At 53.5% G+C, this 23,828-nt stretch carries 26 protein-coding genes; 10 read left to right on the top strand and 16 right to left on the bottom strand.

Going from position 1 to position 23,828, the window contains the following annotated elements; translation table 11 throughout:
• Positions 1-100: 100 nt before the first annotated feature.
• The 7 genes from R8G34_18670 to R8G34_18700 form a co-directional block, all read right to left on the bottom strand.
• Positions 101-262 carry a hypothetical protein gene (locus R8G34_18670; protein MDW3224877.1) on the bottom strand — a complete coding sequence of 54 codons (162 nt, stop codon included), beginning with the start codon at positions 260-262 and terminating at the stop codon, positions 101-103.
• A 152-nt stretch (positions 263-414) separates the two neighbouring features.
• Positions 415-690 carry a hypothetical protein gene (locus tag R8G34_18675; protein MDW3224878.1) on the bottom strand — a complete coding sequence of 92 codons (276 nt, stop codon included), beginning with the start codon at positions 688-690 and terminating at the stop codon, positions 415-417.
• A gap of 96 nt (positions 691-786) precedes the next feature.
• Positions 787-1,161 (bottom strand): DUF2237 domain-containing protein, encoded by a 375-nt coding sequence (locus tag R8G34_18680; protein MDW3224879.1) that lies wholly within the window; start codon positions 1,159-1,161, stop codon positions 787-789.
• Entirely contained in the window at positions 1,148-2,335 is a 1,188-nt protein-coding gene (locus tag R8G34_18685) for a serine hydrolase (protein MDW3224880.1), read from the bottom strand. Before R8G34_18685 ends, R8G34_18680 begins: the two co-directional genes overlap by 14 nt.
• 6 nt (positions 2,336-2,341) lie before the next feature.
• The gene (locus tag R8G34_18690; GenBank protein ID MDW3224881.1) at positions 2,342-3,391 is read right to left on the bottom strand and encodes a DUF2332 family protein; all 1,050 of its coding nucleotides are present in this window, start codon (positions 3,389-3,391) and stop codon (positions 2,342-2,344) included.
• Entirely contained in the window at positions 3,388-4,086 is a 699-nt protein-coding gene (gene pth, locus R8G34_18695) for an aminoacyl-tRNA hydrolase (protein ID MDW3224882.1), read from the bottom strand. Before pth ends, R8G34_18690 begins: the two co-directional genes overlap by 4 nt.
• Before the next feature lie 106 nt (positions 4,087-4,192).
• Positions 4,193-4,840: a 50S ribosomal protein L25/general stress protein Ctc gene (locus R8G34_18700; protein MDW3224883.1), complete on the bottom strand. Its 648-nt coding sequence runs from the start codon at positions 4,838-4,840 to the stop codon at positions 4,193-4,195.
• Between the two features lie 150 nt (positions 4,841-4,990).
• Here R8G34_18700 and R8G34_18705 point away from each other — a divergent pair, with 150 nt between their 5' ends.
• Positions 4,991-6,154 (top strand): MFS transporter, encoded by a 1,164-nt coding sequence (locus R8G34_18705; protein MDW3224884.1) that lies wholly within the window; start codon positions 4,991-4,993, stop codon positions 6,152-6,154.
• Positions 6,155-6,173: 19 nt separating this feature from the next.
• On the opposite strand, the gene R8G34_18710 is transcribed toward R8G34_18705, so the two are convergent.
• Positions 6,174-7,340 (bottom strand): alpha-hydroxy acid oxidase, encoded by a 1,167-nt coding sequence (locus R8G34_18710; protein MDW3224885.1) that lies wholly within the window; start codon positions 7,338-7,340, stop codon positions 6,174-6,176.
• 138 nt (positions 7,341-7,478) lie between these two features.
• On the opposite strand from R8G34_18710, the gene R8G34_18715 reads away from it, so the two are divergent.
• Both R8G34_18715 and R8G34_18720 read left to right on the top strand, forming a co-directional pair.
• Positions 7,479-8,585, top strand: a complete 1,107-nt coding sequence (locus tag R8G34_18715) for a twin-arginine translocation pathway signal protein (GenBank protein ID MDW3224886.1) — start codon at positions 7,479-7,481, stop codon at positions 8,583-8,585.
• Positions 8,578-9,039, top strand: a complete 462-nt coding sequence (locus R8G34_18720) for a MarR family winged helix-turn-helix transcriptional regulator (protein ID MDW3224887.1) — start codon at positions 8,578-8,580, stop codon at positions 9,037-9,039. Before R8G34_18715 ends, R8G34_18720 begins: the two co-directional genes overlap by 8 nt.
• Here the strand turns inward: R8G34_18720 and R8G34_18725 are convergent.
• Positions 9,009-9,695: a hypothetical protein gene (locus R8G34_18725; GenBank protein MDW3224888.1), complete on the bottom strand. Its 687-nt coding sequence runs from the start codon at positions 9,693-9,695 to the stop codon at positions 9,009-9,011. The genes R8G34_18720 and R8G34_18725 overlap by 31 nt on opposite strands.
• A gap of 68 nt (positions 9,696-9,763) precedes the next feature.
• Positions 9,764-10,555 (bottom strand): tryptophan synthase subunit alpha, encoded by a 792-nt coding sequence (gene trpA, locus R8G34_18730; protein MDW3224889.1) that lies wholly within the window; start codon positions 10,553-10,555, stop codon positions 9,764-9,766.
• Positions 10,556-10,713: 158 nt separating this feature from the next.
• Here trpA and R8G34_18735 point away from each other — a divergent pair, with 158 nt between their 5' ends.
• The 3 genes from R8G34_18735 (at position 10,714) to R8G34_18745 (ending at position 13,516) form a co-directional block, all read left to right on the top strand.
• Positions 10,714-10,908, top strand: a complete 195-nt coding sequence (locus R8G34_18735) for a hypothetical protein (protein ID MDW3224890.1) — start codon at positions 10,714-10,716, stop codon at positions 10,906-10,908.
• 90 nt (positions 10,909-10,998) lie between these two features.
• Positions 10,999-12,096 (top strand): redox-regulated ATPase YchF, encoded by a 1,098-nt coding sequence (gene ychF, locus R8G34_18740; protein MDW3224891.1) that lies wholly within the window; start codon positions 10,999-11,001, stop codon positions 12,094-12,096.
• 1,231 nt (positions 12,097-13,327) lie between these two features.
• Positions 13,328-13,516 carry a hypothetical protein gene (locus R8G34_18745; GenBank protein ID MDW3224892.1) on the top strand — a complete coding sequence of 63 codons (189 nt, stop codon included), beginning with the start codon at positions 13,328-13,330 and terminating at the stop codon, positions 13,514-13,516.
• 59 nt (positions 13,517-13,575) lie between these two features.
• On the opposite strand, the gene R8G34_18750 is transcribed toward R8G34_18745, so the two are convergent.
• The 3 genes from R8G34_18750 to R8G34_18760 all read right to left on the bottom strand — a co-directional run bounded on the left by R8G34_18750 (position 13,576) and on the right by R8G34_18760 (position 19,263).
• Positions 13,576-16,320: a methyl-accepting chemotaxis protein gene (locus R8G34_18750; protein MDW3224893.1), complete on the bottom strand. Its 2,745-nt coding sequence runs from the start codon at positions 16,318-16,320 to the stop codon at positions 13,576-13,578.
• 137 nt (positions 16,321-16,457) lie between these two features.
• On the bottom strand, positions 16,458-17,612 hold the full coding sequence (locus tag R8G34_18755; protein MDW3224894.1) for an ABC transporter substrate-binding protein: 1,155 nt from the start codon (positions 17,610-17,612) through the stop codon (positions 16,458-16,460).
• Positions 17,613-18,060: 448 nt separating this feature from the next.
• Positions 18,061-19,263, bottom strand: a complete 1,203-nt coding sequence (locus tag R8G34_18760; GenBank protein ID MDW3224895.1) for a pyridoxal phosphate-dependent aminotransferase — start codon at positions 19,261-19,263, stop codon at positions 18,061-18,063.
• Positions 19,264-19,350: 87 nt separating this feature from the next.
• Here R8G34_18760 and R8G34_18765 point away from each other — a divergent pair, with 87 nt between their 5' ends.
• From R8G34_18765 to R8G34_18775, 3 genes are all read left to right on the top strand, one after another.
• Positions 19,351-19,758 (top strand): helix-turn-helix domain-containing protein, encoded by a 408-nt coding sequence (locus R8G34_18765; GenBank protein ID MDW3224896.1) that lies wholly within the window; start codon positions 19,351-19,353, stop codon positions 19,756-19,758.
• Complete coding sequence (locus tag R8G34_18770; protein ID MDW3224897.1) at positions 19,742-20,008, top strand: succinate dehydrogenase assembly factor 2; 267 nt, start codon at positions 19,742-19,744, stop codon at positions 20,006-20,008. The genes R8G34_18765 and R8G34_18770 overlap by 17 nt, the downstream gene beginning before the upstream one ends.
• A 94-nt stretch (positions 20,009-20,102) precedes the next feature.
• Positions 20,103-20,615 carry a winged helix DNA-binding protein gene (locus tag R8G34_18775; protein MDW3224898.1) on the top strand — a complete coding sequence of 171 codons (513 nt, stop codon included), beginning with the start codon at positions 20,103-20,105 and terminating at the stop codon, positions 20,613-20,615.
• Here the strand turns inward: R8G34_18775 and R8G34_18780 are convergent.
• From R8G34_18780 to R8G34_18790, 3 genes are read right to left on the bottom strand one after another with little or no spacing between them, the layout of a single operon-like run.
• On the bottom strand, positions 20,609-21,322 hold the full coding sequence (locus R8G34_18780; protein ID MDW3224899.1) for a DUF1194 domain-containing protein: 714 nt from the start codon (positions 21,320-21,322) through the stop codon (positions 20,609-20,611). The two genes, R8G34_18775 and R8G34_18780, sit on opposite strands and share 7 nt — an antisense overlap.
• 4 nt (positions 21,323-21,326) lie before the next feature.
• The gene (locus tag R8G34_18785) at positions 21,327-22,037 is read right to left on the bottom strand and encodes a DUF1194 domain-containing protein (GenBank protein ID MDW3224900.1); all 711 of its coding nucleotides are present in this window, start codon (positions 22,035-22,037) and stop codon (positions 21,327-21,329) included.
• Positions 22,034-22,462 (bottom strand): VOC family protein, encoded by a 429-nt coding sequence (locus R8G34_18790; protein ID MDW3224901.1) that lies wholly within the window; start codon positions 22,460-22,462, stop codon positions 22,034-22,036. Before R8G34_18790 ends, R8G34_18785 begins: the two co-directional genes overlap by 4 nt.
• 182 nt (positions 22,463-22,644) lie before the next feature.
• Between R8G34_18790 and thyX the strand changes: the two genes are divergently transcribed.
• Positions 22,645-23,565, top strand: coding sequence for an FAD-dependent thymidylate synthase (gene thyX / locus R8G34_18795; GenBank protein ID MDW3224902.1), 921 nt, complete (start codon positions 22,645-22,647; stop codon positions 23,563-23,565).
• The last annotated feature ends 263 nt before the right edge of the window (positions 23,566-23,828 follow it).

The raw sequence follows: 23,828 nt of genomic DNA on the forward strand, positions 1-23,828 counted from the left end.
CGGACGTAAACGCTCTCACTCTAAGCTTTTGGGTCTTGCCGCCAATGATCCGCCATTGATGTTAACGGAAGGCCTCGAGGAACAGAGGCCTTCCAGACCGTTAACGTTGCGCCAGATCCCAATGGTCGCTGGTGGCGCAGAGCGTGGATGGCTTGTGCGCGGGATCATCTTTCAGTCTTTGGGTGGCGCGCGCTCCCAAATATCCAAGAACAGTGATGAAACCAATTGTGCCGAACGCGAGGACTGTCATTAAACTTCCCATTTTGATCTCCTTTGCTGATGATGCAACGTTTACGCAAGATGGCGGGTAACGGATTAAAATTTTATATTGATTTCAATAGTATACATTTGCATACGCGGAAAACCCAATGTTTTTCATAGGTTTGATCGCACTGCGTCAAGCTGTCACGCCGTTTAGCGGAAAACTGCAATCACGACGGCAAAATAGATGAAAAGGCCCCATACGCCAAAACTCGCGGCCAAGAGCGCAAGAGCGAAAAAGGAGCCAAAGACGGCAAACGCTTCACAATAGCTGCGAGATTTCGGTTGTTTGTCCAATCGGTCGAGCTCCGACTTGATGTCCCTGCTCAAAAGGCGTGACAACACATGCGCAGTGATCCGAAAAACGGTGGTTTCAACTGCTGCCAGTAACGGAAACACAACTTTCATATCGGCGACAATATCGCTCACCACGATAAGTGCCAAGACCCATGAAAGACAGCGATTTAGGGGTGTGGTATGTGAAGACTGCCTAAACGCGTTGCTGTTTACCGGGCAATCTTGCGATCAAGCAGATAGGGCGTTTTCATTCAAAACTTCAATCGGCACGATTTCCAATGCGCGTCTGTGCGTGGCGGCGATATGAACTTTAGGGGCGCATCCCTCGTCATGCGCCTGCAGGAACCGGCTCGCACAAAGGCACCATGGATCACCAGGTTTCAACCCGGCAAAGCCAAATTCCGGCCGGGGCGTGCTCAGATCGTTTCCGACGTATTTGGAATAGGCCAGAAATTCCTTCGTCATCACGGCGCAAACCGTATGACTGCCCTGATCGGCGGCACAGGTATTGCAATGCCCATCGCGGAAAAACCCCGTGACCGGATCAGTGCCACAGACCACAAGGGTCTCTCCCAGAACGTTGATACTGTCATCTTTCTCCATCGGGATCTCCCTGCAAACCGTCCGCAGTCTCGCGAAACAGTGTAATATTCTGGCGCTGCACCGCTGAATCGCGAAACTGCAAATCCGCTGCTGTCAGGGCGATCACGACCCCTGCTTCCTCATTGATGTAGAGGTATTGCCCGTAAATGCCACGCCCCATGTATTCACGCGGGCGCGCATCTCGGGGCGTCCACCACTGATATCCGTAGCCGTATTGATCTGCGTCTGTTGGTGCAGAAGGCGTGGTTGACGCCATCACCCAATCACGGGGAACAATCTGCTGACCACGCCATGCACCACCTTGCAGGAACATCTGACCAAAGCGGGCATAATCGCGTGTGGTGCTGTTCAGACCGCCCAGAACAAAGGCGACACCGGTGCCATCGGTCAGATAATAAGGAGCGCGTTCCACACCGAGAGGTGCGATGATCTTTTCGCCCATCAGATCAATGATCGAGCGACCAGTGGCCGCACGGATCACCATGCCGAGCACATGGGTATCAATCGAGACATACTGCCAATCCGTTCCTGGTTCGGCGAAGGTTTCAGTGATTCCAGCAGCGAAGGTATCCATTTCTCCCCCAAGGGCCAAGACCCGGCCCATGCGGTTAATATCGGAGGATTTATCCAGGTAATCTTCATCAAAAGTTACGCCGGTCGCCATGTTCAGCACGTTGCGAATCGTTGTGCGCGCATAAGCACTGCCGCGCAATTGCGGTACATAATCGACAACGAGGTCGTCCAGACTGCCAATGTCGCCTTGTTCAAGCACGATACCCATAAGCGCCGAAAGATAGCTTTTGGCGAGTGACCAGCTGATGCGCAGATCCTCTGCCGTCGTGTCCTGGTAATAGCCTTCAAAGACCAGTGCGCCATCTTTCAACACTACGATGGATGTGACATTGCGGTCGGCTACAAAAGCCTCGAAACTTGCGGGCAGGGAGGCACGTGATCCCTTTGGCAGCGGGCTCGGGGCGGTATCACCGGCCGGAACCGGGGTGCTTAGGAAGGCGCGGTCCATATTGCTGAAATTGGCAACAATCCGGTCGGGCAGAAACAGGCGGTTGACCGCAATGACCCGCTTAAGTTCTTCGCGTTTCCAAACGCCCAAGACAAGGGCTGCAAGTATGAAGCCCGCGAGGACCCTCAGAGACCATTTGACAACACTACGCATGGTGTTTCATCGCGGATCACCCGGGTCCTGCCATTTGACCCAACGGCCATGAAAATCTGCACGGCCCAGATTGTAAGTGCGGTCACCCGGCCACAGGCGCAAAGTGAGCGCCGCGCCTATTCTGCCCGTTTTGTCACCATCGCTTTCCATAGCGAGCCATGCAAGGGGACGCCTGGTCGAGGCCGCGCGCCCGGCCGCTTCGATAAGAGCTGTGCCGCGGTCTTGTGCATGAGATGGGAAATACTGCCAGGCTACCGTGTGCTGTATCAAATGAACGTGTCCTTCAGGCGCATCCTCCAGACGATGTGCGAGCCAGTCGATCGCATCACCACGCGCAATGTGTGCCGTCATCGCGCCTGCTGCAGCGCGGGTAAGATCCAAACGATGCGGTTGGTCCGGCCACAGATACGCTGTCAGGCGTAAAAGGTCATCCGGGTTTGCAGGATTGAGCGGGTTCAAATCCACACCGGACCGCGCTGACACCAGGGGTATTTTGCCAGGCGGGTTTGGGCCTTCCCATTCGGGTGTGAGCGTGAGGACGGGATTTTCGGGCGCCAACGTCATCCCCGGTAACACCAGGGCATATCTGTCCCATATCAGGTTCAATCCTGCGCTGGCTCCCAACTCCGATATGACAAATGGCAAATCAAACGCGTTCGCAGCTACGCAGGCACCGGGGATCAAGGCAGCCGAACGGCGGACCTCATTTGTCTGTGGTGGGCTTTCGACCCAATTGAGCATGAAGTCTTCATGAAACTGGAGTGCGGCGCGCACCGCTGACCACAAGGCGTCATCTGTTACTGCATGTGGTGGGTAGACGTCAGCTAATTCCGGGGTGCGCCCTGACAGCACCAGCGCATGAAGCCCGCCTGCCATTCGCAGTGGTAATGAAGCCCCCGCTGGACCAATATCGCCCTCAAATTGCGCGAACCTTGCATCCAACCGTGTCCCCCTCGACCAACGCTCTGCAAGAAGCCGCAACAATTGGCCCATGAAAGGTGACCCCAGTTTCTCACAACTGGCTGCTTGCTGTGAGAAGGCTTCACAGAGACTCACCGAAACCGTTCCATCAATTTTTGCAGAGCGCTCTTGTCGTTCTTGTCAGGTTCGGTGGTTGAACCCGTTTTTGACGGTTCCTCGGACGTCTTGGTGTCTTGGTGTCTTTGGCTTGTTTTGGCGCGGGGAGGGGAGAGGCGCATACCAACGGCATTCATGAATTTTCCTGCATCATCCACCGCGAGCCACGGAGCGCCATCGCTTACCCCGCGCAAGACATCATCCAACCATGCCTCATCGGCTTTTGCAAAGTCGTGCAGCACGTAAGAGGGCACGCGATCCTTATGTCCCGGATGCCCCACACCAAGTCGCACACGCGCATACTCCGGACCGATATGTGTGTGGATGGAGCGCAACCCATTGTGGCCCGCATGGCCCCCGCCAACTTTGTGTTTGACCTTACCGGGCGCCAGGTCAATTTCATCGTGCAGTACAACAACGTCTGCCGGTTCCAGCTTGTAAAACCGCATCGCGGCCTGAACCGACTGTCCTGAGTTGTTCATGAAGGTTTCAGGTTTCAACAGGACAACCCGATCCGATCCGATCCGACCCTCTGTGACGCTGCTTTGGTGTTTGCTCTTCCATGCACTGAAGCCGTGATCATCGGCGATCCGGTCCACCGCCATGAAGCCGATGTTATGACGGTTTTTGGCATATTTGGCCCCTGGGTTCCCCAATCCAACAATCAATCTCATGGCATGACTCCTTCATGTTGCGGTGCAGCATAGCAAAGCCTGATCCCAAACGAAATACGGGGCCGCAAGCGGCCCCGTTTCAAAACAATTCCCGAAGGGAGGCGTCTTATTCTTCCGTGTCTTCTGCCTCTGGTGCGTCTTCGCCTTCAGCGGTGTCTTCGTCTTCGTCATCTGCCGATACAAGTCCCGCAGGTGCTGACAGTTGCGCAATCACGAAATCACGGTCAATCGTTGGCTTTGCGCCTTCGGGCAAATTGACCGACGAAATGGTGATATTGTCGCCAATTTCCATTTCGGAAATGTCGATTGTGACGTGATCGGGAATGTCCCCTGCGGTCACGATCAATTCAACTTCCGGGCGGATCAGGGTTAGAACACCACCCTTTTTCAAGCCAGGTGCAACATCTTCGCCTTCCACTTCAACCGCGATGAACAGGTTGATTTTGGTGGTGCGGCGCAGGCGCATGAAATCGATGTGGGTTGGTAAATCTTTGACAACATGACGCTGCACATCGCGGCAGATCACGCGCACGTCGTCGTGGCCCTCTACCTTCATGTTGAACAGCGTCGATTTGAACCGACCTTCGCGCAGTTTCTTGATCAGCACGTTGAACGGAATGTTGATCGGTAGCGGGTCTACATCGCCACCAAATACAATCCCAGGAACCATGCCATTGCGGCGTGCCTGACGAGCGGCGCCCTTGCCTGTCCCCGTCCGTTCCTGAGCTTCAAGATCCGGAATTTCTCCAGCCATCTTTTCGTCTCCAATATGTTTAGGGCGGGGCTCCTCCAAGGCTGTAGCCCCGCGTGAAGCCGCGCGTATAGACCGGTTTGCGCGCCATGGAAAGATGTTTTTCGCGCGTGGTCTCTTGTGATAACTCAGGCCTCATGTCAGGCATCACCGATGGGTCTGATAAACGACATAAAACTCTCACGCAAACCACTTGCGGGCTTTCTGGTGATTGGCTGTGCCTGGGCCACTTGTTTTGCACAGATGCCCGCGATCAAGGCAGGGATCGGTGCATCAGACGCGGTGTTGGGCACGGCAATCTTGTTTTCCTCGATGGGGGCTATTGCAGCAATGTGGCTGGCGCCTCTGGCCGACCGTTTAGCCGGGCGCTGGGCGCTGCCGTTCTTTGCCTGCCTGGTCGGGGTCGGCATGCTTCTTGCAGGTGCGGCATCAGTGGTGGTTGCCTTTACTTTCGGCATGTTATTGGCGGCTATTGGGTCTGGTGTTGTGGATGTGCTGATAAATGTACGCGTTTCGGAAATCGAGGCGCGCTCAGGGCGCATCCTGATGAACCTTAACCACGCCCTTTATTCTTTTACCTATGCGGGTGCGGCACTTGCCACCGGCGCATTGCGAGAAGCGGGCTGGACGCCCTTGCAGGTTTTTACCGTTTTAGGGTTCGTGATCGCGGTGTTGGCATGGATGTCGCTTGATGCCCGCACGCCACCCGAGATGGAAACAGAGGTGCCACAGGGTGTCGAGATGCCCCATGGAGTAGTATGGCTGGCGGGTTTCCTCGTAATGGTCGCGTTCCTGTCAGAGGCCTCCGCCGAAGGATGGTCTGCGCTGCACCTCGAACGCACCCTGGGAGGAGGGGCCGGCGAGGGTGCGCTTGGTCCGGCCATTCTGGGTTTGACCATGGGTGTGGGGCGATTGGCCGGTCATTGGATCGCACACCGTGTGGCCGACACCGCCATGATGATTTCCGCCTGTCTGTTGTCGGCTTTTGGACTTGCGCTTGCGGGGGCTGCCCCAACGCTCTGGGTCGCCTACGTCGGATTTGGCTTTGGCGGCCTCGGCATTTCGGTTCTGGCCCCTTTGACCCTGGCGTTGGTCGGTCGAATCGTCCCGCCCAAGGCCCGGCTCGCTGCGATCAGTCGGGCGTCTGTGCTGGGATACGGAGCGTTTTTCCTTGGGCCACCTTTGATGGGTTTCACTTCAGAACTGTTCGGGCTGCGCGTCGCCTTTTTCGTGGTTTCTGGCGTCTTGATCGTCGCCTGCGTCACACTTGTCCCCGCGCTCGCGCGCGGCGTAAGGCGCGCGGAACGAACTGTTTGACGGCTTTGCGAACTTGCCTTTAGGTCTGCCAGCGACCTTCGAAATCTTCCGGGATCAAAAGGTCATGACGTCCCAGATCGGTGACTTTTGTTTCCCCGCAAAGCGCCATGGTCACGTCCAACTCCTTATGGATGACTTCCAACGCCTTGGTCACACCAGCTTCGCCCATTGCCCCCAGCCCATGCACAAATGCACGGCCGATGTAGGTCCCTTTGGCGCCCATGGCGAGCGCTTTGAGCACGTCTTGACCAGACCGAATTCCACTGTCGAGATGAACTTCGACCTTGTCACCCACGGCATCCATGATGGCCGGTAGAGCCCGAATGGAGGATAGCGCGCCGTCCAGCTGACGCCCGCCGTGGTTGGATACAACAATCGCATCCGCGCCGACCTGTAAGGCCATTTTCGCGTCATCGGCGTCCAGGATTCCCTTCAGTATAATGGGTCCGCCCCACATCTTCTTAATTTCTTTGACTTCTTCCCAGTTAAGTTGCGGATCAAAGCTTTCAGCGGCCCAGACCGCCAGCGACGACAGATCGCTGATGCCATCGATATGCCCCACGATGTTGCCAAACTCGCGGCGTTTGGTCTTGGCCATACCAGCAATCCAACGCCACTTTGTCGCGAGATCAATCAGGTTGGGTAGCGTTGGTCTGATCGGGATGCTCAGGCCGTTTTTGATATCCTTGTGGCGCTGTCCGAGAACTTGCAGGTCAAGCGTCACAACCAGCGCCGAACAGTTTGCATCCTTCGCGCGCTGAATGATGTTTTTTATGAAAGTCTTGTCTCGCATGGCATAAAGCTGAAACCAGAAGGGTTTGGTGGTATTTTCTGCGACGTCTTCTATGGAACAGATTGACATCGTCGACAGGGTGAAAGGCACGCCGAACTTCTCAGCAGCCTTGGCCGCGAGAATCTCACCATCTGCGTGTTGCATCCCGGTTGAGCCAACGGGAGCCAGAGCAACAGGCATGGACACATCTTGCCCAATCATCTGGCTGGCAGTGGAGCGCCCGGTCATATCGACCGCGACGCGCTGGCGCAGCCTGATTTTTTCAAAATCAGTCGTATTCTCGCGAAATGTCTGTTCCGTCCAACTGCCGGATTCGGTGTAGTCATAGAACATGCGGGGCGTCCGACGGCGATGCAGATCCTTCAGATCCTGTATTGTTGTAATGACTGGCATGATATCCCCTGATTTTGGTCACTTTTAATTACCAATTCACGGCGCAAAGATCAATTGGATAACGACCGTAAGAATTTTGTTGATTAGTGCGAAATCGTACGATAAAAGTGCGAAATCGTACTAAATAGAGGAATCACCATGCCACTCTCACGCCGTCGGACACTCGCCCTCATCGGAGGCGGCACTATTTTTGCCGCGTCGACATCAGCTGCTACTTTCCTGAGCACTCGAACACCAAAGGATGCGCTAAGCCCTTGGTCGGCTGCGGGAGAATATGATGATCCCCGGCTGAACGCGTTGAGCTTCGCCTTACTGGCCCCCAACCCCCACAACCTTCAGCCTTGGAGCGTCGCCTTGGAGGGGGATGATACAGTCCTTTTGTACCAGGACACTGCGCGCCGGTTGCCACACACCGACCCGTTTGACCGTCAAATCACAATTGGCCTGGGTTGTTTCCTTGAACAAATGATGCTCGCTGCCGGCGCGCAAGGGTTCAATGTCGATCTGGAGCTTTTCCCGAAGGAAGAGCAAGGCGCTGTCGCGCGCGCTGTTTTTGGCTCTGGCGGTGCCGCCGACCCACTGTTCGATTACGTTATGGAAAGAAGGTCGTGCAAAGAACCTTTCGAGCCGACCCCGTTGAAGGCAGCCCATGCCAACGAGCTAGAGTTGTTTGCGGACGTTTACACCGACGAAACCACCGTGAATGCTTTGAAAAAACTTACTTGGGATGCATGGGCCGTGGAGGCAAACACAGAGCGCACCAATCAGGAGTCTGTCGATCTAATGCGGTTTGGAAAAGCTGAAATTAACGAAAACCCGGATGGGATTGACCTTGGTGGGCCATTTCTGGAAACCCTCATGCTGGCCGGGGTTCTGAATCGGACTGTTCTTTCTGATCCGCAAAGCAACGGTTCCAAACAAGGGGCGCAGATTTACGCCGAAATGCTAAACGCGACACCGGCTTATGCGGCGCTGGTGTCTGAGGGAAACGAGCGTAGCGACCAGATTAAAGTGGGTCGGCAATGGTTGCGACTCAACCTCAAATGCACGGCACTTGGGGTAGCACTTCATCCGGTCAGCCAATGCCTTCAGGAGTTTCCGGAAATGGCCGGACACTATGCGCATGCCCACAAAATTCTGGCACCTTCGGGCCAGACGGTTCAAATGCTAGGACGTTTGGGCTACGGTCCCACAACGCCACGCACGCCGCGCTGGCCCCTTGAGGCGAAACTAATGAATGTCTGATCAAAAAAGTGCGGTATATTTTGATGTTTTCAACGAAATTGGCATCATTGAACAACTCAGCCGGACTTTGCTGGAAGCGCGTCTGCCCAAGGGTTTGATTGCACCGCATTTTTCTGTGATCAACCACCTTATCCGCCTTGGCGACGGGCGCGCGTTGGTCGATATTGCGCGGGCATTTCAGGTTCCCAAGACAACAATGACACATACGATCAAAGGTTTGGAGGCGCACGATCTGATTGAAACGCGTCCGAACCCTGAAGACGGTCGATCAAAGCTTGTGTGGTTGACGCCTAAAGGACGCAGAATGCGCGACCAAGCCATTGTGGACCTTGGCCCGGACTTTCAAAGACTGACGCGTGGTTTCGATGCGGATCGCCTGCGCGATATCTTACCGGTTCTCCGAGAGCTACGTGCCTTTCTTGATCAGGATCGCAATGGGCCGTCGTCCGTCTGATCCGGGGCGTGCGAATTTTCAAACTCGTCCTCGATATAGGCAAGGCTGAGTGCCGCGGCTGTCAGGCAAATCGCAAAAATTCCGACCAGCTCGAAGGGTACTCGCATAACACCATCCATAACCGGGCTGCCTGTTTCGGGAAGAAGCCAGAGCAACACGCCGCTGCTGATCACAAAGAAAAGGATATTCCCGCCCCACAGCCGACCCAATGCCCGCCAAAAACTCTTGCGCCCGCGCCGCCAGGCAGAACCGAGGCTCGTTGAACCTTCGACTGCTGCCGCTGGAAACATGGTGCCAAATGCCGCGAGAACCGGGAGGGTGATGACCACGGTCAGTATAAGCCCGACGAAGATCAGGCCGGCGGATTCGTCAGGTGTGATATTCTGGTCTGGTAAAAAGCTAGCCCTTCTAAGTGCTAAAAAACAAAATGCCCAGACGGCGGCGGCGAATGTCCACCACCCAAACATGCGCCATAAAAACGGCCCCATTTTTATAGGCTGGGCATCTTTGCTCGGGCGCCAGAGCGCGTTCCGCCAGCTCAGCCGCTCATCAAGCAGAATGGCCCGGTGCGCATAAAATGCAATGATTGCGAAAGCAATCAGCGATCCGTCGAAAATGGATGTGCTTGATAAGAACTGCTTCGCCAGCGCAACCATTGCGCTGATCACGATGGCCAACGGGAAAATGTCAAGAAATGCTCTTGTCGCTGTCCGATACATTTGGATCATGCGCTGTGTGCGCCATCCGCGAGGCTTTTGACGAAGGCCAGAACATCTGCGACGCTGTGCCCTGCACCAATTTTCGCCACAATTGCTGATCCGACGACAACACCATCGGCAACGCTGGCAATGGCGCGTGATTTTTCGGGTGTGTTGACACCAAAACCCACGATAACGGGCAAACCGCCCTGTGTTTTGATCCGCGCGACTTCTGGTGCGACGTCGCCCGCTTCGGCTTCTGCGGCGCCTGTAATACCTGTGATCGACACGTAATATACAAAACCAGAGGTATTTTGAAGCACGCGCGGCAGACGCTTGTCATCCGTCGTTGGTGTGGCCAATCGGATGAAATTCAATCCGGCGGCCTGCGCAGGCAGACATAGTTCGCTGTCTTCTTCCGGGGGCAGGTCCACCACAATCAACCCGTCGATCCCTGCATCTTTTGCTTCCTTGAGGAATTCTTCGACGCCGCGGCTGTAAATTGGATTGTAGTATCCCATCAGGACGATCGGTGTAGACTGATCGCTTTCCCGAAAAGCGCGCGCCAAGTCCAGCGTGCGTTGCAACGTCATGCCAGTGTCCAGAGCCCGTTGGCCAGCCAGTTGTATTGTGGGCCCATCAGCCATCGGGTCCGTAAACGGCAAGCCCAGTTCGATCACATCAACGCCTGCTTTGGGCAACCCGCGTACAATTTCCAACGATGTGTCAAAATCGGGATCGCCAGCCATTACATAGGATACGAAAGCTTTCTTATCAGCGTTGGAAAGCTCTTTAAATTTAGCCTCAATACGGGTCATATGGTGCGCCTTTCTTAGATTTGCATCGCAATGCCGAAAACTCACACGGAAATCAATGCGGCAAAGACCCAAGACCGCGCGAGGATTTGTTTTCGAATTGCAGGATCGGACGTCCTTTTCCCCTTTTCGGTTTCGGCGATGATGCCTAGGTTGTTGCTATGAATTATTTACTCGCCATACTCCTGCCACCGCTTTCAATTCTGTTGACGGGCCGCCCGATCATTGCGGTGTTGGTCTTTCTGATCTGGATCCCGGCACTGTTTTTTTCAGGTGGGCTCACACACCCAATGTTCATCTTGCTGGCATGGTTTTTGATTTTCCATGCGCGCGAAGACAGACGGCAGCGATTTTGAAAGGGGTGCGCGTGTGATTTGCTCTATGCCGGGACTTGCCTTGGTTCAATAGACGCCCTAGGACGTGCGCCAACATAAAAGGACGCCGACATGGGTTTCAAAATGGGTATCGTGGGTCTGCCGAATGTCGGTAAATCCACTCTTTTCAATGCGCTGACGCGTACTGCAGCAGCGCAAGCTGCGAACTTTCCATTCTGTACGATTGAACCAAATGTGGGCGAAGTTGCAGTTCCGGATGCAAGACTGGATCAATTGGCTGAGATCGCACAGTCAAAACAGATCATTCCGACGCGTATGACATTTGTTGACATCGCCGGGTTGGTAAAGGGAGCTTCCAAGGGAGAGGGATTGGGCAATCAGTTTCTCGCAAATATTCGTGAGGTTGACGCCATTGCACATGTTCTCAGGTGTTTTGAGGATGGCGATGTGACCCATGTTCAGGGTCGCGTGGACCCAGTTGCGGATGCTGAAACGATCGAGACCGAACTGATGCTGGCGGATATCGAAAGTATCGAGAAACGCCTTCAAAACATCGTTCGCAAAGTACGTGGTGGCGACAAAGAAGCACTTCAGCAAGAGCGCTTGATGCGCATTGCGCTGTCTGCTCTGGAAGAAGGCAATCCAGCGCGTGTCGCAGTGGTTGATGAGGAAGATCTTCGCGCGTGGAACATGTTGCAATTGCTGACGACCAAACCTGTGCTTTATGTTTGCAATGTGGGCGAAGCTGAGGCCGCCACGGGCAACACCCATTCTGAAAAAGTTGCTGGCATGGCGGCAGCACAAGGTAACGCCCATGTTGTGATTTCCGCACAAATCGAGGAAGAGATTAGTCAATTGGAGCTGGAAGAAGCGTCCATGTTCCTTGATGAAATGGGATTGGCTGAAGCCGGTTTGGATCGGTTGATTCAAGCGGGGTATGAGCTGCTTCATTTGGAAACATATTTTACGGTTGGCCCAAAAGAAGCACGTGCCTGGACAATTCGAAATGGAACTAGCGCGCCAAAAGCTGCTGGAGTTATCCATGGCGACTTTGAAAAAGGATTTATTCGTGCTGAGACAATTTCATTCGAGGATTTTGTTTCCTTCGGTGGAGAAAACGCCGCGAAAGAGGCCGGCAAAATGCGGGCTGAGGGCAAATCTTATACGGTTAAAGACGGCGATGTCCTGCACTTTCTTTTTAACACCTGAAGATCTCGGTCCGTTGTAACCATATTAAAGTTGCCAGTACTTTTTCTCAGATTGACTCTGCGAAGATCCATGTGATTGTTTTGCGGGATATTGGTAGCTTCAGTTTTTCAGGCCTGTTGGAATGTCTCGCAGCACAGATGAGGTTTTGATGTTGAGCGCTCCTTTTTTGTGTCTTTAAAACTGACGCTGTATCGCTCGCCCTATTGCTTACCTAGGTTTGCATGAAGCGGCTTTGCCTCAAACTTTTTTTATCGAGCGGAGAGTTCAAGAAGTGGGATTAGCCACCTTACTTGCGGCATTCGCGCCAATTGGCAAAGAGACTTTTCAACTGCTGGGCATGGGCGCGTTAGGCTGGTTTTGAACAACTAACCAACTTGGAAATCGATGACCTCAGGCGGGTCCAGCTATCACTCTTGCGGGTGCAAGATGACGCGGGTAAGGCGGCACAAGCGTCTCGGTGGCGCCCGGAGATACTGTGCTAAGTTTACCGATCGGTTGCACGTCATTCGCGGCATTTGTGTGGTTGAGCTTGTTCTGCATCAGATCAGAAATCGTTCTGCGCGGGAGCTTTATTTCACTCCGTCGTCGCTCAGAGGTCTTGAAAGTTTCCAGGTTAAAAAACCCTACGGTTTTGCTGAAGACCATTTATCTGTTATTTCAAGCTGCAAGGTCGTATTTTTCACCCCTTCATCCTATGCGCTCTTTGCTTGTTTTGGTGTGATGTACCCTGGTGCCCAAGAAGCTGATATGTGTTGGACCCATGATCCTATTTGCACGTTTACAATGCGATTTTCGGTTTGGATTTCCACGCTCCAAGGCGTTTGAGGACCTGGGTTCAGAACAGATCGAATGCCGTTTTGGCAAGCGCGTTGTCCGATGAAACACCAAGGCTGACGACAGTGGGCTTCTCCTCGGTAGTGCGCAGTCTTTAGGAGTTGATCCATGCACATTGGTAGCTGCGATCAGAGGGGTGCATGCGCTGTTCAGAAGTTCGGCGGGCGTAACTGGCCCGTTCCAACGCATTTCGGACGAATGGATGTTGCCGTACCATCAATATCGGAAACGGTAAGGCCGGGCCGACGAAACTTGGTAAGTTTCTAGTAATCTACTGTTCGATAAACTGGTTTCCCTTCATTTTTGCAATGGCTAGTATCAATAAAGGACAACCATTAGCGCCCTACAAATACTTGGGCAAAGCGTGTTTTTAAACTTCATTTGGGCGGATAAAGAAATGATGAAGACACTTTTTAAAAACATGCCAGCAAAACTTGTAGTTTCTTTACTCGTAATACTGGCAGCTTACGTTGATACTGATTTTAGAGGCAACACTTGGGCTCAGATTGTTACCGCCGGCGTTCTACTTCTGTTGTTTTTTGGTGAAGTTGTTTGGAAGTTTCTAAGCGACTTGAGCAGCAAGTAACGTTTTTATGCAGAGGGACAGGCAACTCTTTCATGTTGACTCGAGCCACCCCACGCGTCTCAAGCGCTTCTTGAAACTTCGAAGTTTGAACTTTCGGTTGAGTGTTCTGATTTGCTTGCGCCAGTCGGCACAGTGAAACCGGCTACCAATTGAGAAAGTTTTCCAGACTCCCCGGTCAACGCTTGACTAGCTGCCGTTGTCGTTTCGAACATTGCCGCATTTTGTTGCGTCGACCGGTCCAGCTGCTCCATCGAAGTATTGATTTCAGCAATTCCAGTGGACTGTTCATTGGCTGAGTTTGCAATGTCAGTAACGTTTTTCGCTACATCTGAGATACCATCGAGTATGGTTTGCAGAGCGCCGCTGGTTTGGTCAATCAGCGCGACGCCATTCTCAACATGACCTGCCGAATCGGATATCAGCGTATTTATCTGCAACGCTGCTTCAGAACAGCGATGTGCAAGACTTCGTACTTCTGAAGCGACTACAGCAAATCCGCGGCCTGCATCGCCCGCGCGAGCGGCTTCTACGCCGGCATTCAGAGCCAGAAGGTTGGTTTGAAATGCGATTGCGTCGATGACTTCAACTATTTTTGAGATTTCAGTTGATGAGCCCTCAATTTCACTCATAGCGTCGACTGCGTTGGCCATCACTTTCCGGCTGGTCTCAGCATCTGCTTTGACCGTTTCGACTGTAACAGATGCATCCGACGCGCCCCGAGCTGCAGAAGAAACGCTGCTCGTCAATTCGCTGAGGGCGGCGGCCGTTTCTTCTAGAGTTGCGGCGGAATTCTCTGTTCGTTTCGAGAGTTCCAGCGAAGACGACGCAATTTCGGCACTGCTTGCGTCTATCGACCCCGCACTGTCGCCAATGCGTTGAATCAAGTTTGCCAAGTTTTGGATCGCAGCGTTGTAGTCGTGACGCAATGCTTCGTATGAACCTGGAAAGGCTGTGTCGATTGTATGTGTGAGATCTCCGATTGACAAACGTTTAAGGCTCTTTGCCAATTCACTGACGACAGCTTCTTGTTCATCTGAGTGCGCTTTTCTTTCAGCTTCTGCACTTGCTCGGACTTCTTCGTTTCGAGCTTGCTCACTTGCTTTTCGGTCACGCTCTTGACGTTCTTGAGTTTCCTTTGCTTCGCGCTCCCGCAACTCAGCTTCGCGTCGCGTTTTTTCCGCAGCTCGTTCGGCCTCTAACACTTCGCTTTGCCGACGCTTGTCGTCTTCCTGCAATTGGATGCGTTCCAAGGCACCATTTCGAAACACTTCCAGAGCTTTGGCCAAACGCCCAATTTCACCCTTGCGCGCGCCTACATTCTCGATTTCGGTCAGATCTCCTTGCGCAAGTCGTTCGGTCACAGATGTGACTCGATTTAACGGACGCGTCACCATCATCCAAATCAAGAGCGGCGCCAAAACGACAAGTCCGATACTAGCGAGTCCAATCTGCTGCATGCGCGCGCGCGCCTGCGCGACTTCCGCATTCAACGCTTCTGCTGTTTTGTCAATCTCATCTTGAGCGGTCGCAGCGAACCCGCTAACGTCGGTGGCAATATTTTGTACGGCACTGGCAGCCGAATTTGCCGCCACGGCAGCGCTATTCTGTGCGATCAACGCAGCTCTGCGTATTTCGGCAATCCCTGTTTTCGGGTCTGCGATCTCTAACATGGGTTCGAGTGTTTCTACGATTTCCGAGGATGCGCCGACCATCGCGTCGCGTACCTTTTGGCTGTTGACAAGTAAAGCATCCTGAAAAACGGCAAGCTCATTTTCGTCACGTGCGAGAGCAGTCTGCATGGCCACAGCGAAAAAAGTCTTGGACGCAGAATCCAGGGCCGCCTGGGTTCTTATGCGATTGACCTGTTCATCCATCAACATTCTCACGGAGTCTTCGTTCATGGTCTTTGCGTCGTCGCTGTTAATAACCAGCTGGAAATAGATATCATCCAAAGCCGATGCCAGAGCGGCGTCGATTCCCTGTCTCAGTGACAAGATGCGTTCCGGAATGATGCGCGCCCCGGTACGCGTGAATGTTTGTTCCAAATCTGACAGCGAACCCTCGACGTTGGCATGTAGTTCGACAGTCGCTTCGTTCTGCGCCAGTATCGGCAGTAGCAAATTGACCTGATCCAGCGCTGCTTCGGCCAGATCGGACAGAATTGACAACATCGCAGGATCGCGTGTCTGTAGGACGTTTAAGGCCAGTCCAGAGAGCAAATTTATTTCGGCGCGCATTTGTAGCGTTGCCTGGTACAGCGCGAAGTCGCTTTCGATTAATTGGCTCAAAGTGGCGTCGATCGTGGCAATGGTGTCGTCAGCCCCCATGACAAGATCAAAATAGGCATCGTCGGTGGCCTGATCTAAAAGAGCACTGGCCTGGACGGAAAACGAAAATGCGTTTTCGATGTTCGCTTTTAAACTGTTGTGGCGACTCATTTGATCCATTCGTAACGCCATCAGATTGAAGAGCTGGGTATTTACGTCGGCGAGGCTGTCCGAGAGTGAAGCCGTCTTTTGTGCGCCTACGCCTTCTGCCGAAGACATCAATTCTTCCATGGCAGCCCTGGTGTCGCCATCGAGCATGATCAAGCCTTCGAAATCTTCAACCAAAAGGATGTTTGAAAGCACGTGTCGCACACGGTCCACTGCAGCAACTACGCGCGCGCTGTTGCGCAATTCGGGTAAGCGCTCTTCAGACAAGACTGACATATTAGCTGCGATTGACTGAAAAACCATCCAGCCGACAACAATAGCTGCTGCTGTCATGGCGGCGAGGGCACCGTAAATCAATGCAAGCCGCATCAAAACGGATCCGAAAAAGTTTGAAACGACAGAAGCCATCAGGAGCCCTTTTCAACAGTTTTTCGCGGGTAATCCCGCCGTAAGACGTTAAGGAAGTCTAACCGAGCCCGAACAGGTTGCCGGGCCCGGTGGTAGTTTTAGCTGCCTGCGCCCATGGCTTCAAACGAACCATCAGGTAGAATGCGGGTCAGGAAAACGTCGTCGGAACCCTGATTGTCTCCTGGGCCAAAGGTCATTGTCATGCCGCCAAGATCAACGCTTCCAAGTGTGTTCATGGCAGTCATGTAGCTTTCACGGGTCAAGTCAGCGCCTGCATTGCGCAACCCTTCGATAGCCAAACGGCCAGCGACATAGCCTTCCAAAGAAACAAACCCCGGCTCTGCGCCTGCATCCAGTGCACTAAGCGCAGCCTGATATTCAGCAACGATCGGCAAGCTGTCATCCCATGGCTGCGGCACGACCTGGCTTACGATCACACCATCGCCATCAGGACCCAACTCCGCCGCCAACGCTTTGGAGCCGACAAAAGAAATGGTCACGAACGTTGGGTCCATTTTCATTTTGCGCGACAGTTTAATGAATTCTGCCAATGGTTTATAGGCGCCGACCATGACGATCGCCTGTGGCTTTGCTTTGCGGATATCCAGAAGGGCTGTTTTGACAGCAACCGTATTACGCGTATAGCTGCCTTCGGCCACGAGTGTCATGCCACGCGCTTCCAGCGCCTTTGTCACACCGGACAAGCCAACACGACCAAAACCGTCATCCTGGTACAGGATAGCGATGTCAGTGTGGCCTAGATCATCGACGAGATAGTCGATCCAAGCCTGTGTCTCGGCGTCATAGGTAGCGCGCAGATTGACAACATTTGTCAAGGACGGGTCGCGCAAGAAACCTGCGCCTGTAAAAGGCGCGATCATCGGCATATTAGCTTCTGTTGCAATGGGTTGCGTTGCTTTTGTGGTAGGCGTCCCGACGGGGCCGATCAGGGCCAGATAATCGTCGCTTTCAATTGCGGCGCGCACCTCTGTAACAGAGCGATCAGGCTCATAGCCATCATCCATGCTGTTCAGGCTGATCATACGTCCGTTGATGCCACCGGCCCGGTTTGCCTCTTCAAAAGCTGCCAGAAGTCCCTGGCGCATGCCAGAACCGAGCGCCGCAGCGGGACCCTCCAGAGCAGCCACTTGTGCGAAGGAGATGCTAGTGTCAGTGACGCCCTGCTGTGCAGCGGCGGGCACTGCCGCGATGGACAATGCGGCAAATGCGGCCGCACGTGAGAATTGGAGCATTTTGTGATTCCTGATCTTGTTGAAACTCAGGACACTACAACGCTCATGCATCAAGAAAGTTTTAACGCGGACCGATTGCATTTGACCGTACATCTCAATCCGATAGCCAAAAACAAATTCTTGACTGGAAACGCGTTGTCTTGCTCGCGCATTCAGATATGAAAAGAAAATAAATTCAAAGTTCTGCGGCTTTTCTCGGTGCCAGTCGCTGCGTTTTAGTTAGCATTAGATGTATCGCAATCGTTACGCCAAATATGCCTATTTTGTAGGCGCTTTGTGAGGGTTGTTGGCAAACAAAAACCTAACGAAACACACGCAACAGGTTTGCACCCAATTCGCTTCGGGTCGGCGTCCGTTACGGCTTGGACGGTCGCACCTTAGGTATCGCGCCTGAAACGGTGCCGCGATCAAAACGCTTCGGATCGCGACAGGGGACCACCCCCTGGCTTTACGTTAGTCCAGCGCAGAAAGCCTGGATGCGACCACACGCTTCCGTCAGTGCTTCGTCTGATGTCGCGTAGCTGACCCGAAAGTTGGGCGAAAGTCCAAAAGCCGCGCCAAACACGACTGCAACGCCTGTCTCTTCAAGCAATGCAGTCGCGAATGTTTCGTCATCCGAGATTTTTACACCTGCTGCCGAGGTCTTGCCAATGCAGTCGGCGATCGACGGATAGACATAAAACGCGCCATCCGGAACGGGACACCTGACCCCTTTGGCCGCGTTCAACATCTCGACTACAAGATCCCGACGCCGCCTGAAAATCTCGTTGTTCGGGGCTAGAAAATCCTGCGGTCCGTTCAAGGCCTCAACGGCGGCCCATTGGCTGATGCTGCAAGGATTTGAGGTGCTTTGGGATTGAACCTTGCGCATCGCACCGATCAATTTCTCGGGGCCGGCGGCATAACCAATCCGCCAACCGGTCATCGCGTAAGCCTTTGACACACCATTGACCGTCAGCGTCCTGTCATAAAGACGCGGTTCCACCTGCGCCGGGGTGCAGAATTCGAAATCGCCGTAAACAAGATGTTCATACATATCGTCCGTCATCACCCAGACATGGGGATGGCGCATCAATACGTCTGTCAGCTCTTTCAGTTCGTCCCAGGTATATCCGGCACCTGTCGGATTGGACGGCGAATTAAAGATCAGCCACTTTGTCTTGTCTGTGATCGCGGCTTCCAACTGGTCTGCGGTCAGTTTGAAGCCAGTTTGAATTGACGCCTCCGCAACGACCGGTGTGCCACCTGCCAATAAAACCATATCGGGGTAACTAACCCAGTAAGGGGCTGGAATGACGACCTCGTCACCTTCGTTCAGCGTCGCCATCAGCGCGTTGTAAAGGATTTGTTTACCACCTGTGCCCACACTGACCTGTGAAGGGGTGTATGTCAGGTCATTGTCACGTTTCAGTTTGTCGCAGATGGCTTTCTTTAGTTCTGGAATACCATCTACGGCGGTATACTTTGTTTTACCGGACGCAATGGCGGCGACAGCGGCGTCCTTTATGTTCTGTGGCGTATCAAAATCCGGCTCGCCCGCGCCAAGGCCGATGACGTCTCGGCCTGCTGCTTTCAATTCGGCGGCTTTGGTTGTAACCGCTATGGTCGGAGACGGTTTGACGCGGGCAAGTGTCGTAGACAGGAATTCCATTTCGGCCTCTGTTTGATAGAACGATGGGCGAGTCATAGGGGGCGTCCCCCCACCATTCAAGCGCGATCATCGCGAAGGAGATCACAGATGCACGACACGAAAGACTGGTACAGCCCGGAAATGGCAACATTTGGAGATCGGGTCGCAGCAGCGCGTGAGGTGGCAGAGATGACGCAAGCGCAACTGGCCCGGCGTCTTGGTGTCAGGGTTGCAACGCTGCGGGCCTGGGAAGACGATATGAGCGAGCCGCGCGCCAACCGTCTGTCGATCATGGCGGGGTTGCTGAACGTGTCCATGATGTGGTTGATCAATGGACAGGGCGAAGGTCTGGACGCTCCACTTGAAGAGGCGAGTCTGCCAGCTTCGGCGAGCGACATCCTGAATGAAATGCGCGACCTGCGCACGGATATGCTTGCGCGGGTCGAGCAGTTGGGCCGTCTTGAGAAGAAATTGCGTACTGCTTTGAAAGAAGAGGCGCATGAGCGAGCCGCATGAATACCGCGTCAAACGGCTGAAAATGCGCTCCATGCGGCGCGGGATCAAGGAAATGGACCTGATCCTGCAACGTTTTGCTGAGGCGCGTCTTGGCACCATGGATGACGCAGAATTGAGCCTCTATGACGCCATGCTCAACGAGAACGACCATGATCTTTATCAATGGGTTAGCGGGCAAGTTCCGGCACGAGAACCCTATTCTGAGCTTATTGATCAGATCATCGCCGAATTGCCGCCAGCTGCACCCTGAACGAAGCGCGAACGTCTTCTTTTTGATCTTTTAACGAATTATTGGCTTTTCCAGCGCAAATTCTGACCAAATTAGAAAGAGTCGGAGCGCGCAAATGAGTATTCAAGATCCAATTCCAACAGACCCGCCGGCAGCAAACAGGTCTCAGGGCTTCATGGTCAATTACCTTGAAGCCCTCTCACTGGTGGAGCGTTTGCACCGCCTTCTGCTTGATGTAATCAAAGATGAATTCGAGCGGGTCGGCGTTCTGGAAATCAACGCCGTTCAGGCATTGCTACTGTTTAACATCGGTGACAACGAAGTGACAGCAGGCGAATTGAAAAGCCGAGGTTACTATCAGGGCAGTAATGTCAGCTACAACCTGAAGAAACTGGTCGATATGGGGTACATGCATCACCAGCGATGTGAAATTGACCGCCGTTCGGTTCGGGTTAAACTCACTGACAAGGGCCAGAAAGTGCGCAATGTTGTGTCTGACCTTTTTGGACGTCATGCAGATGGACTTGAGGCCAAAGGCGTCCTGGGGCCGGATGGAATCGATGACATCACACATTCTCTCAAGCGGATGGAACGCTACTGGTCCGACCAGATCCGCTATATCTACTGAAGCCCGCTTACAGCGAGACCGTCAAGCTCTCTCTCTAGCTTGACGGTCATTGCGTCTGCGTATGCTTCAAAACCCAGAGCGGTTTGGACAAATGCATTCGGCCCGGTGATAACTTCGGCGCGAAAGTAGGACGACAATTCGCCAATATCTGATTGTCTGCTGTCGTCCCCGAGTTGTGCATCAGATCCGATCACCAAAGCGTTGATCGTGATGCCGCGCGCACCGATTTCCTGTTTCACATCGCGGGGCCGTGATCCGAGATTTGACTGTCCATCTCCAGAAATATCCAGTGTGCGTTTCCAGCAGTCCTTCCGCTCATCCAGATACTGAGCGCCCAAGGTCATCGCGACTCCGAGGGCCGTGCCGGGCGTAGCTTCCCGCCTTTTCGTTCCGGCCAGCGTTTTGCTGATATCGGCAATATCCGCAAGACCTGTTATGAACGTCCAGGGGATCAACACGACCTGATCGGAAGGTCCGCTCCATTCAAAAACCAGCACAGCTACGGGGGCGCTCGGGGAAACAAGCAAAGCATCAACAACATCGGGATGGTTCAGCGCTGTGACAAGCCCATCCAGTTGAAGCCTGTATTCGCGCAGATCGACAGACCCGGAAACATCCAAACCCAACGCGAGCGCGTGTCTGCAATTTGCCATGACAGACGGGGCCAGGGCGGCGAAGAAAAGAGCGCTCAATAGCCACGCGCGCATTGCTTTAGCCTTTCGGAGTTGTTCGTGTTTTCGTGTCCGAACCGATAACTGGAGGCGTCAATTCGCGCTCCAACTTGCGGCGCATCGCCCTTGTGTAGTCTTCAAAACCCTGGGCGATTTCGATGAAAGCGCCAGGACCGTGTAGCACTTGGCTCTTGTAAAATGCGATTAATCCCGTCTCGGCCTCGTAATCCGCGCCATTCACAACCAGACCGTTCACCGTCACATCCGCGAAAGGAAACTCAGCATAAGCACTGGCTGGCCCAAAACCCTCATTGTTCTGTCCGTCACCAGCGATATCCAAGGTCTTGTATAGACAGGGTGGTGCGCGTTCCAGCATACCGGCTCCATAGCCCAAGGCATACCCCATCGCGGTCGGGAAGTCATTGTGACTGCGTTTGCTGTTTGCAATAACCCGAGCTGACGCCAGAAGATCCTGCGGACTCTTGACAAGGGTCCAGTCCAGCAAAATTTCTTGATTGTAACGACCTGACCACTCAAATGCGGCGAGAGCTACATGTTGATCGGTTGCAAAAAAAGCCGCCCTCACTTCAGGTGCGGTCAAGGCGGTCACCAGACCGCCTCGCTGCAAGGCATCTTCTTTGGCATCAACAGAACTGGATACATCTATTGCCAGAACCAATGCCAGACGGCATTCGCCGGCCTCAACCGTCCCCGCGCAAAGCGCCAAACTGATGATGCTGAAGCGGATCACCAATGGCCGGTATTCTGCATGCTAGCCCAAGGTTCCGCAGGTGGCAGGTTGTCACCTTCCTGCAACAACTCGATGGACACATTATCTGGTGAGCGCACAAATGCCATATGTCCATCGCGAGGCGGACGGTTAATCGTCACGCCGTTGTCCATGAGGTGCTGGCAAACCTCGTAAATATTACTTACGCGATAGGCCAGATGTCCAAAATGACGGCTGTCATCGGGCAGTGCGTCATCCCCATCCCAATTGTATGTCAACTCAACCGGGCATTCCTCCTGTCCGGGAGGCGCCATGAATAAAAGCGTAAAACGTCCGCCGTCACTGTCCATCCGCCGCGTTTCTTTCAGACCCAACAGTTTGTAAAACGCGATCGATGCTTCAAGATCTTTGACCCGGACCATAGTGTGCAGATACTTCAGGCTCATCTCGCCCTCCAAGTTTGGTTTTCCTCGAAACGAACCTAACACGCATCGCATTAGATGCCAGTAGGTTCAGTCAGTTGTGATCTGAACTGATCTCAATTCCAAATTACCCCATATAGTTGTTCCGCCCACAGGTCTGCCCAGATATAGTCACACCCGACTCACCTTTCAAAAGGATCGCCCCCATGCCTCTGAGCCCTGAACAACAGGCGGAAATTGACGCACAACGCAGCCAACCTGTACCAACCCTGCGCGCCGTATCCCCCGGCATGGAGCAACACCTCTACAAGGCTCAACCCGTCCTGGACCACGGCTTTGTTCGTGTCATTGACTACATGGGTGACGACGCCGCGATTTGTCAGGCCGCACGAGTCTCATATGGTAAGGGTACCAAGTCTGTACAGAATGACGAAGGCTTGATCCGCTACCTGATGCGCCACTGGCACTCAACGCCATTCGAGATGTGCGAAATCAAACTCCATGTCAAACTCCCCGTTTTCGTGGCGCGTCAATGGATCCGCCATCGCACCGCCAACGTCAACGAGTATTCCGCGCGTTATTCGATCCTTGATCGCGAATTCTACATCCCGGCCCCTGAACATATTAACGCGCAATCAGTAGTGAATAATCAAGGGCGGGGTGGCGTACTTGAAGGGGCGGAGGCCTCGCGTGTGCTCGAGATACTCAAGTCCGACAGTAATCGAGCCTATGACAACTACGAATCCATGATTTCTGAAGAGGGCCCCGATGGAGAAAAACAGGACGGTTTGGCCCGCGAACTCGCGCGTATGAACCTGCCTGCCAATGTCTACACTCAATGGTACTGGAAGGTTGACCTGCACAATCTCTTCCATTTCCTGCGCTTGCGTGCGGACAGCCATGCCCAATACGAAATCCGCGTATATGCCGACGCGATCTGCGCCATGGTCGCGGACTGGGTGCCAGCAGCATACGGCGCGTTCGAAGATTACCGTTTGGGTGGCGCTACCATGTCGGGTAAGGCTCTCGACTGTATCAAGCGCATGTTGAAAGGCGAACTGGTTACTCAGGAGACGTCCGGGATGTCGAAAGGCGAATGGCGGGAATTTGACGGTATCATTCGTTAAGTGCCAATGAAATCATTCTGCTACAAAGGCTGCGTGGGTTTGCTGTGACACACTTTGTCGGATCAGACATTTTTGAGCGCGTGAAATCGCAACGATATGAGACAGGAAAATCTCACTGCGTCTATTTATTGCGGAAAAACAAAGCGTTGCGCGTAAAAAAGTAGTTTCTTGAAGAGCGCGTTACTACCTTTTCAATTAGGTCGTGTGTTTTTACCGCAGTGCAGAAAGGACCTTGGTGAGATTGCCGAGGATTGGTTGCAAGG

This window comes from Paracoccaceae bacterium (assembly GCA_033344815.1).
Lineage (GTDB): Bacteria > Pseudomonadota > Alphaproteobacteria > Rhodobacterales > Rhodobacteraceae > Roseobacter.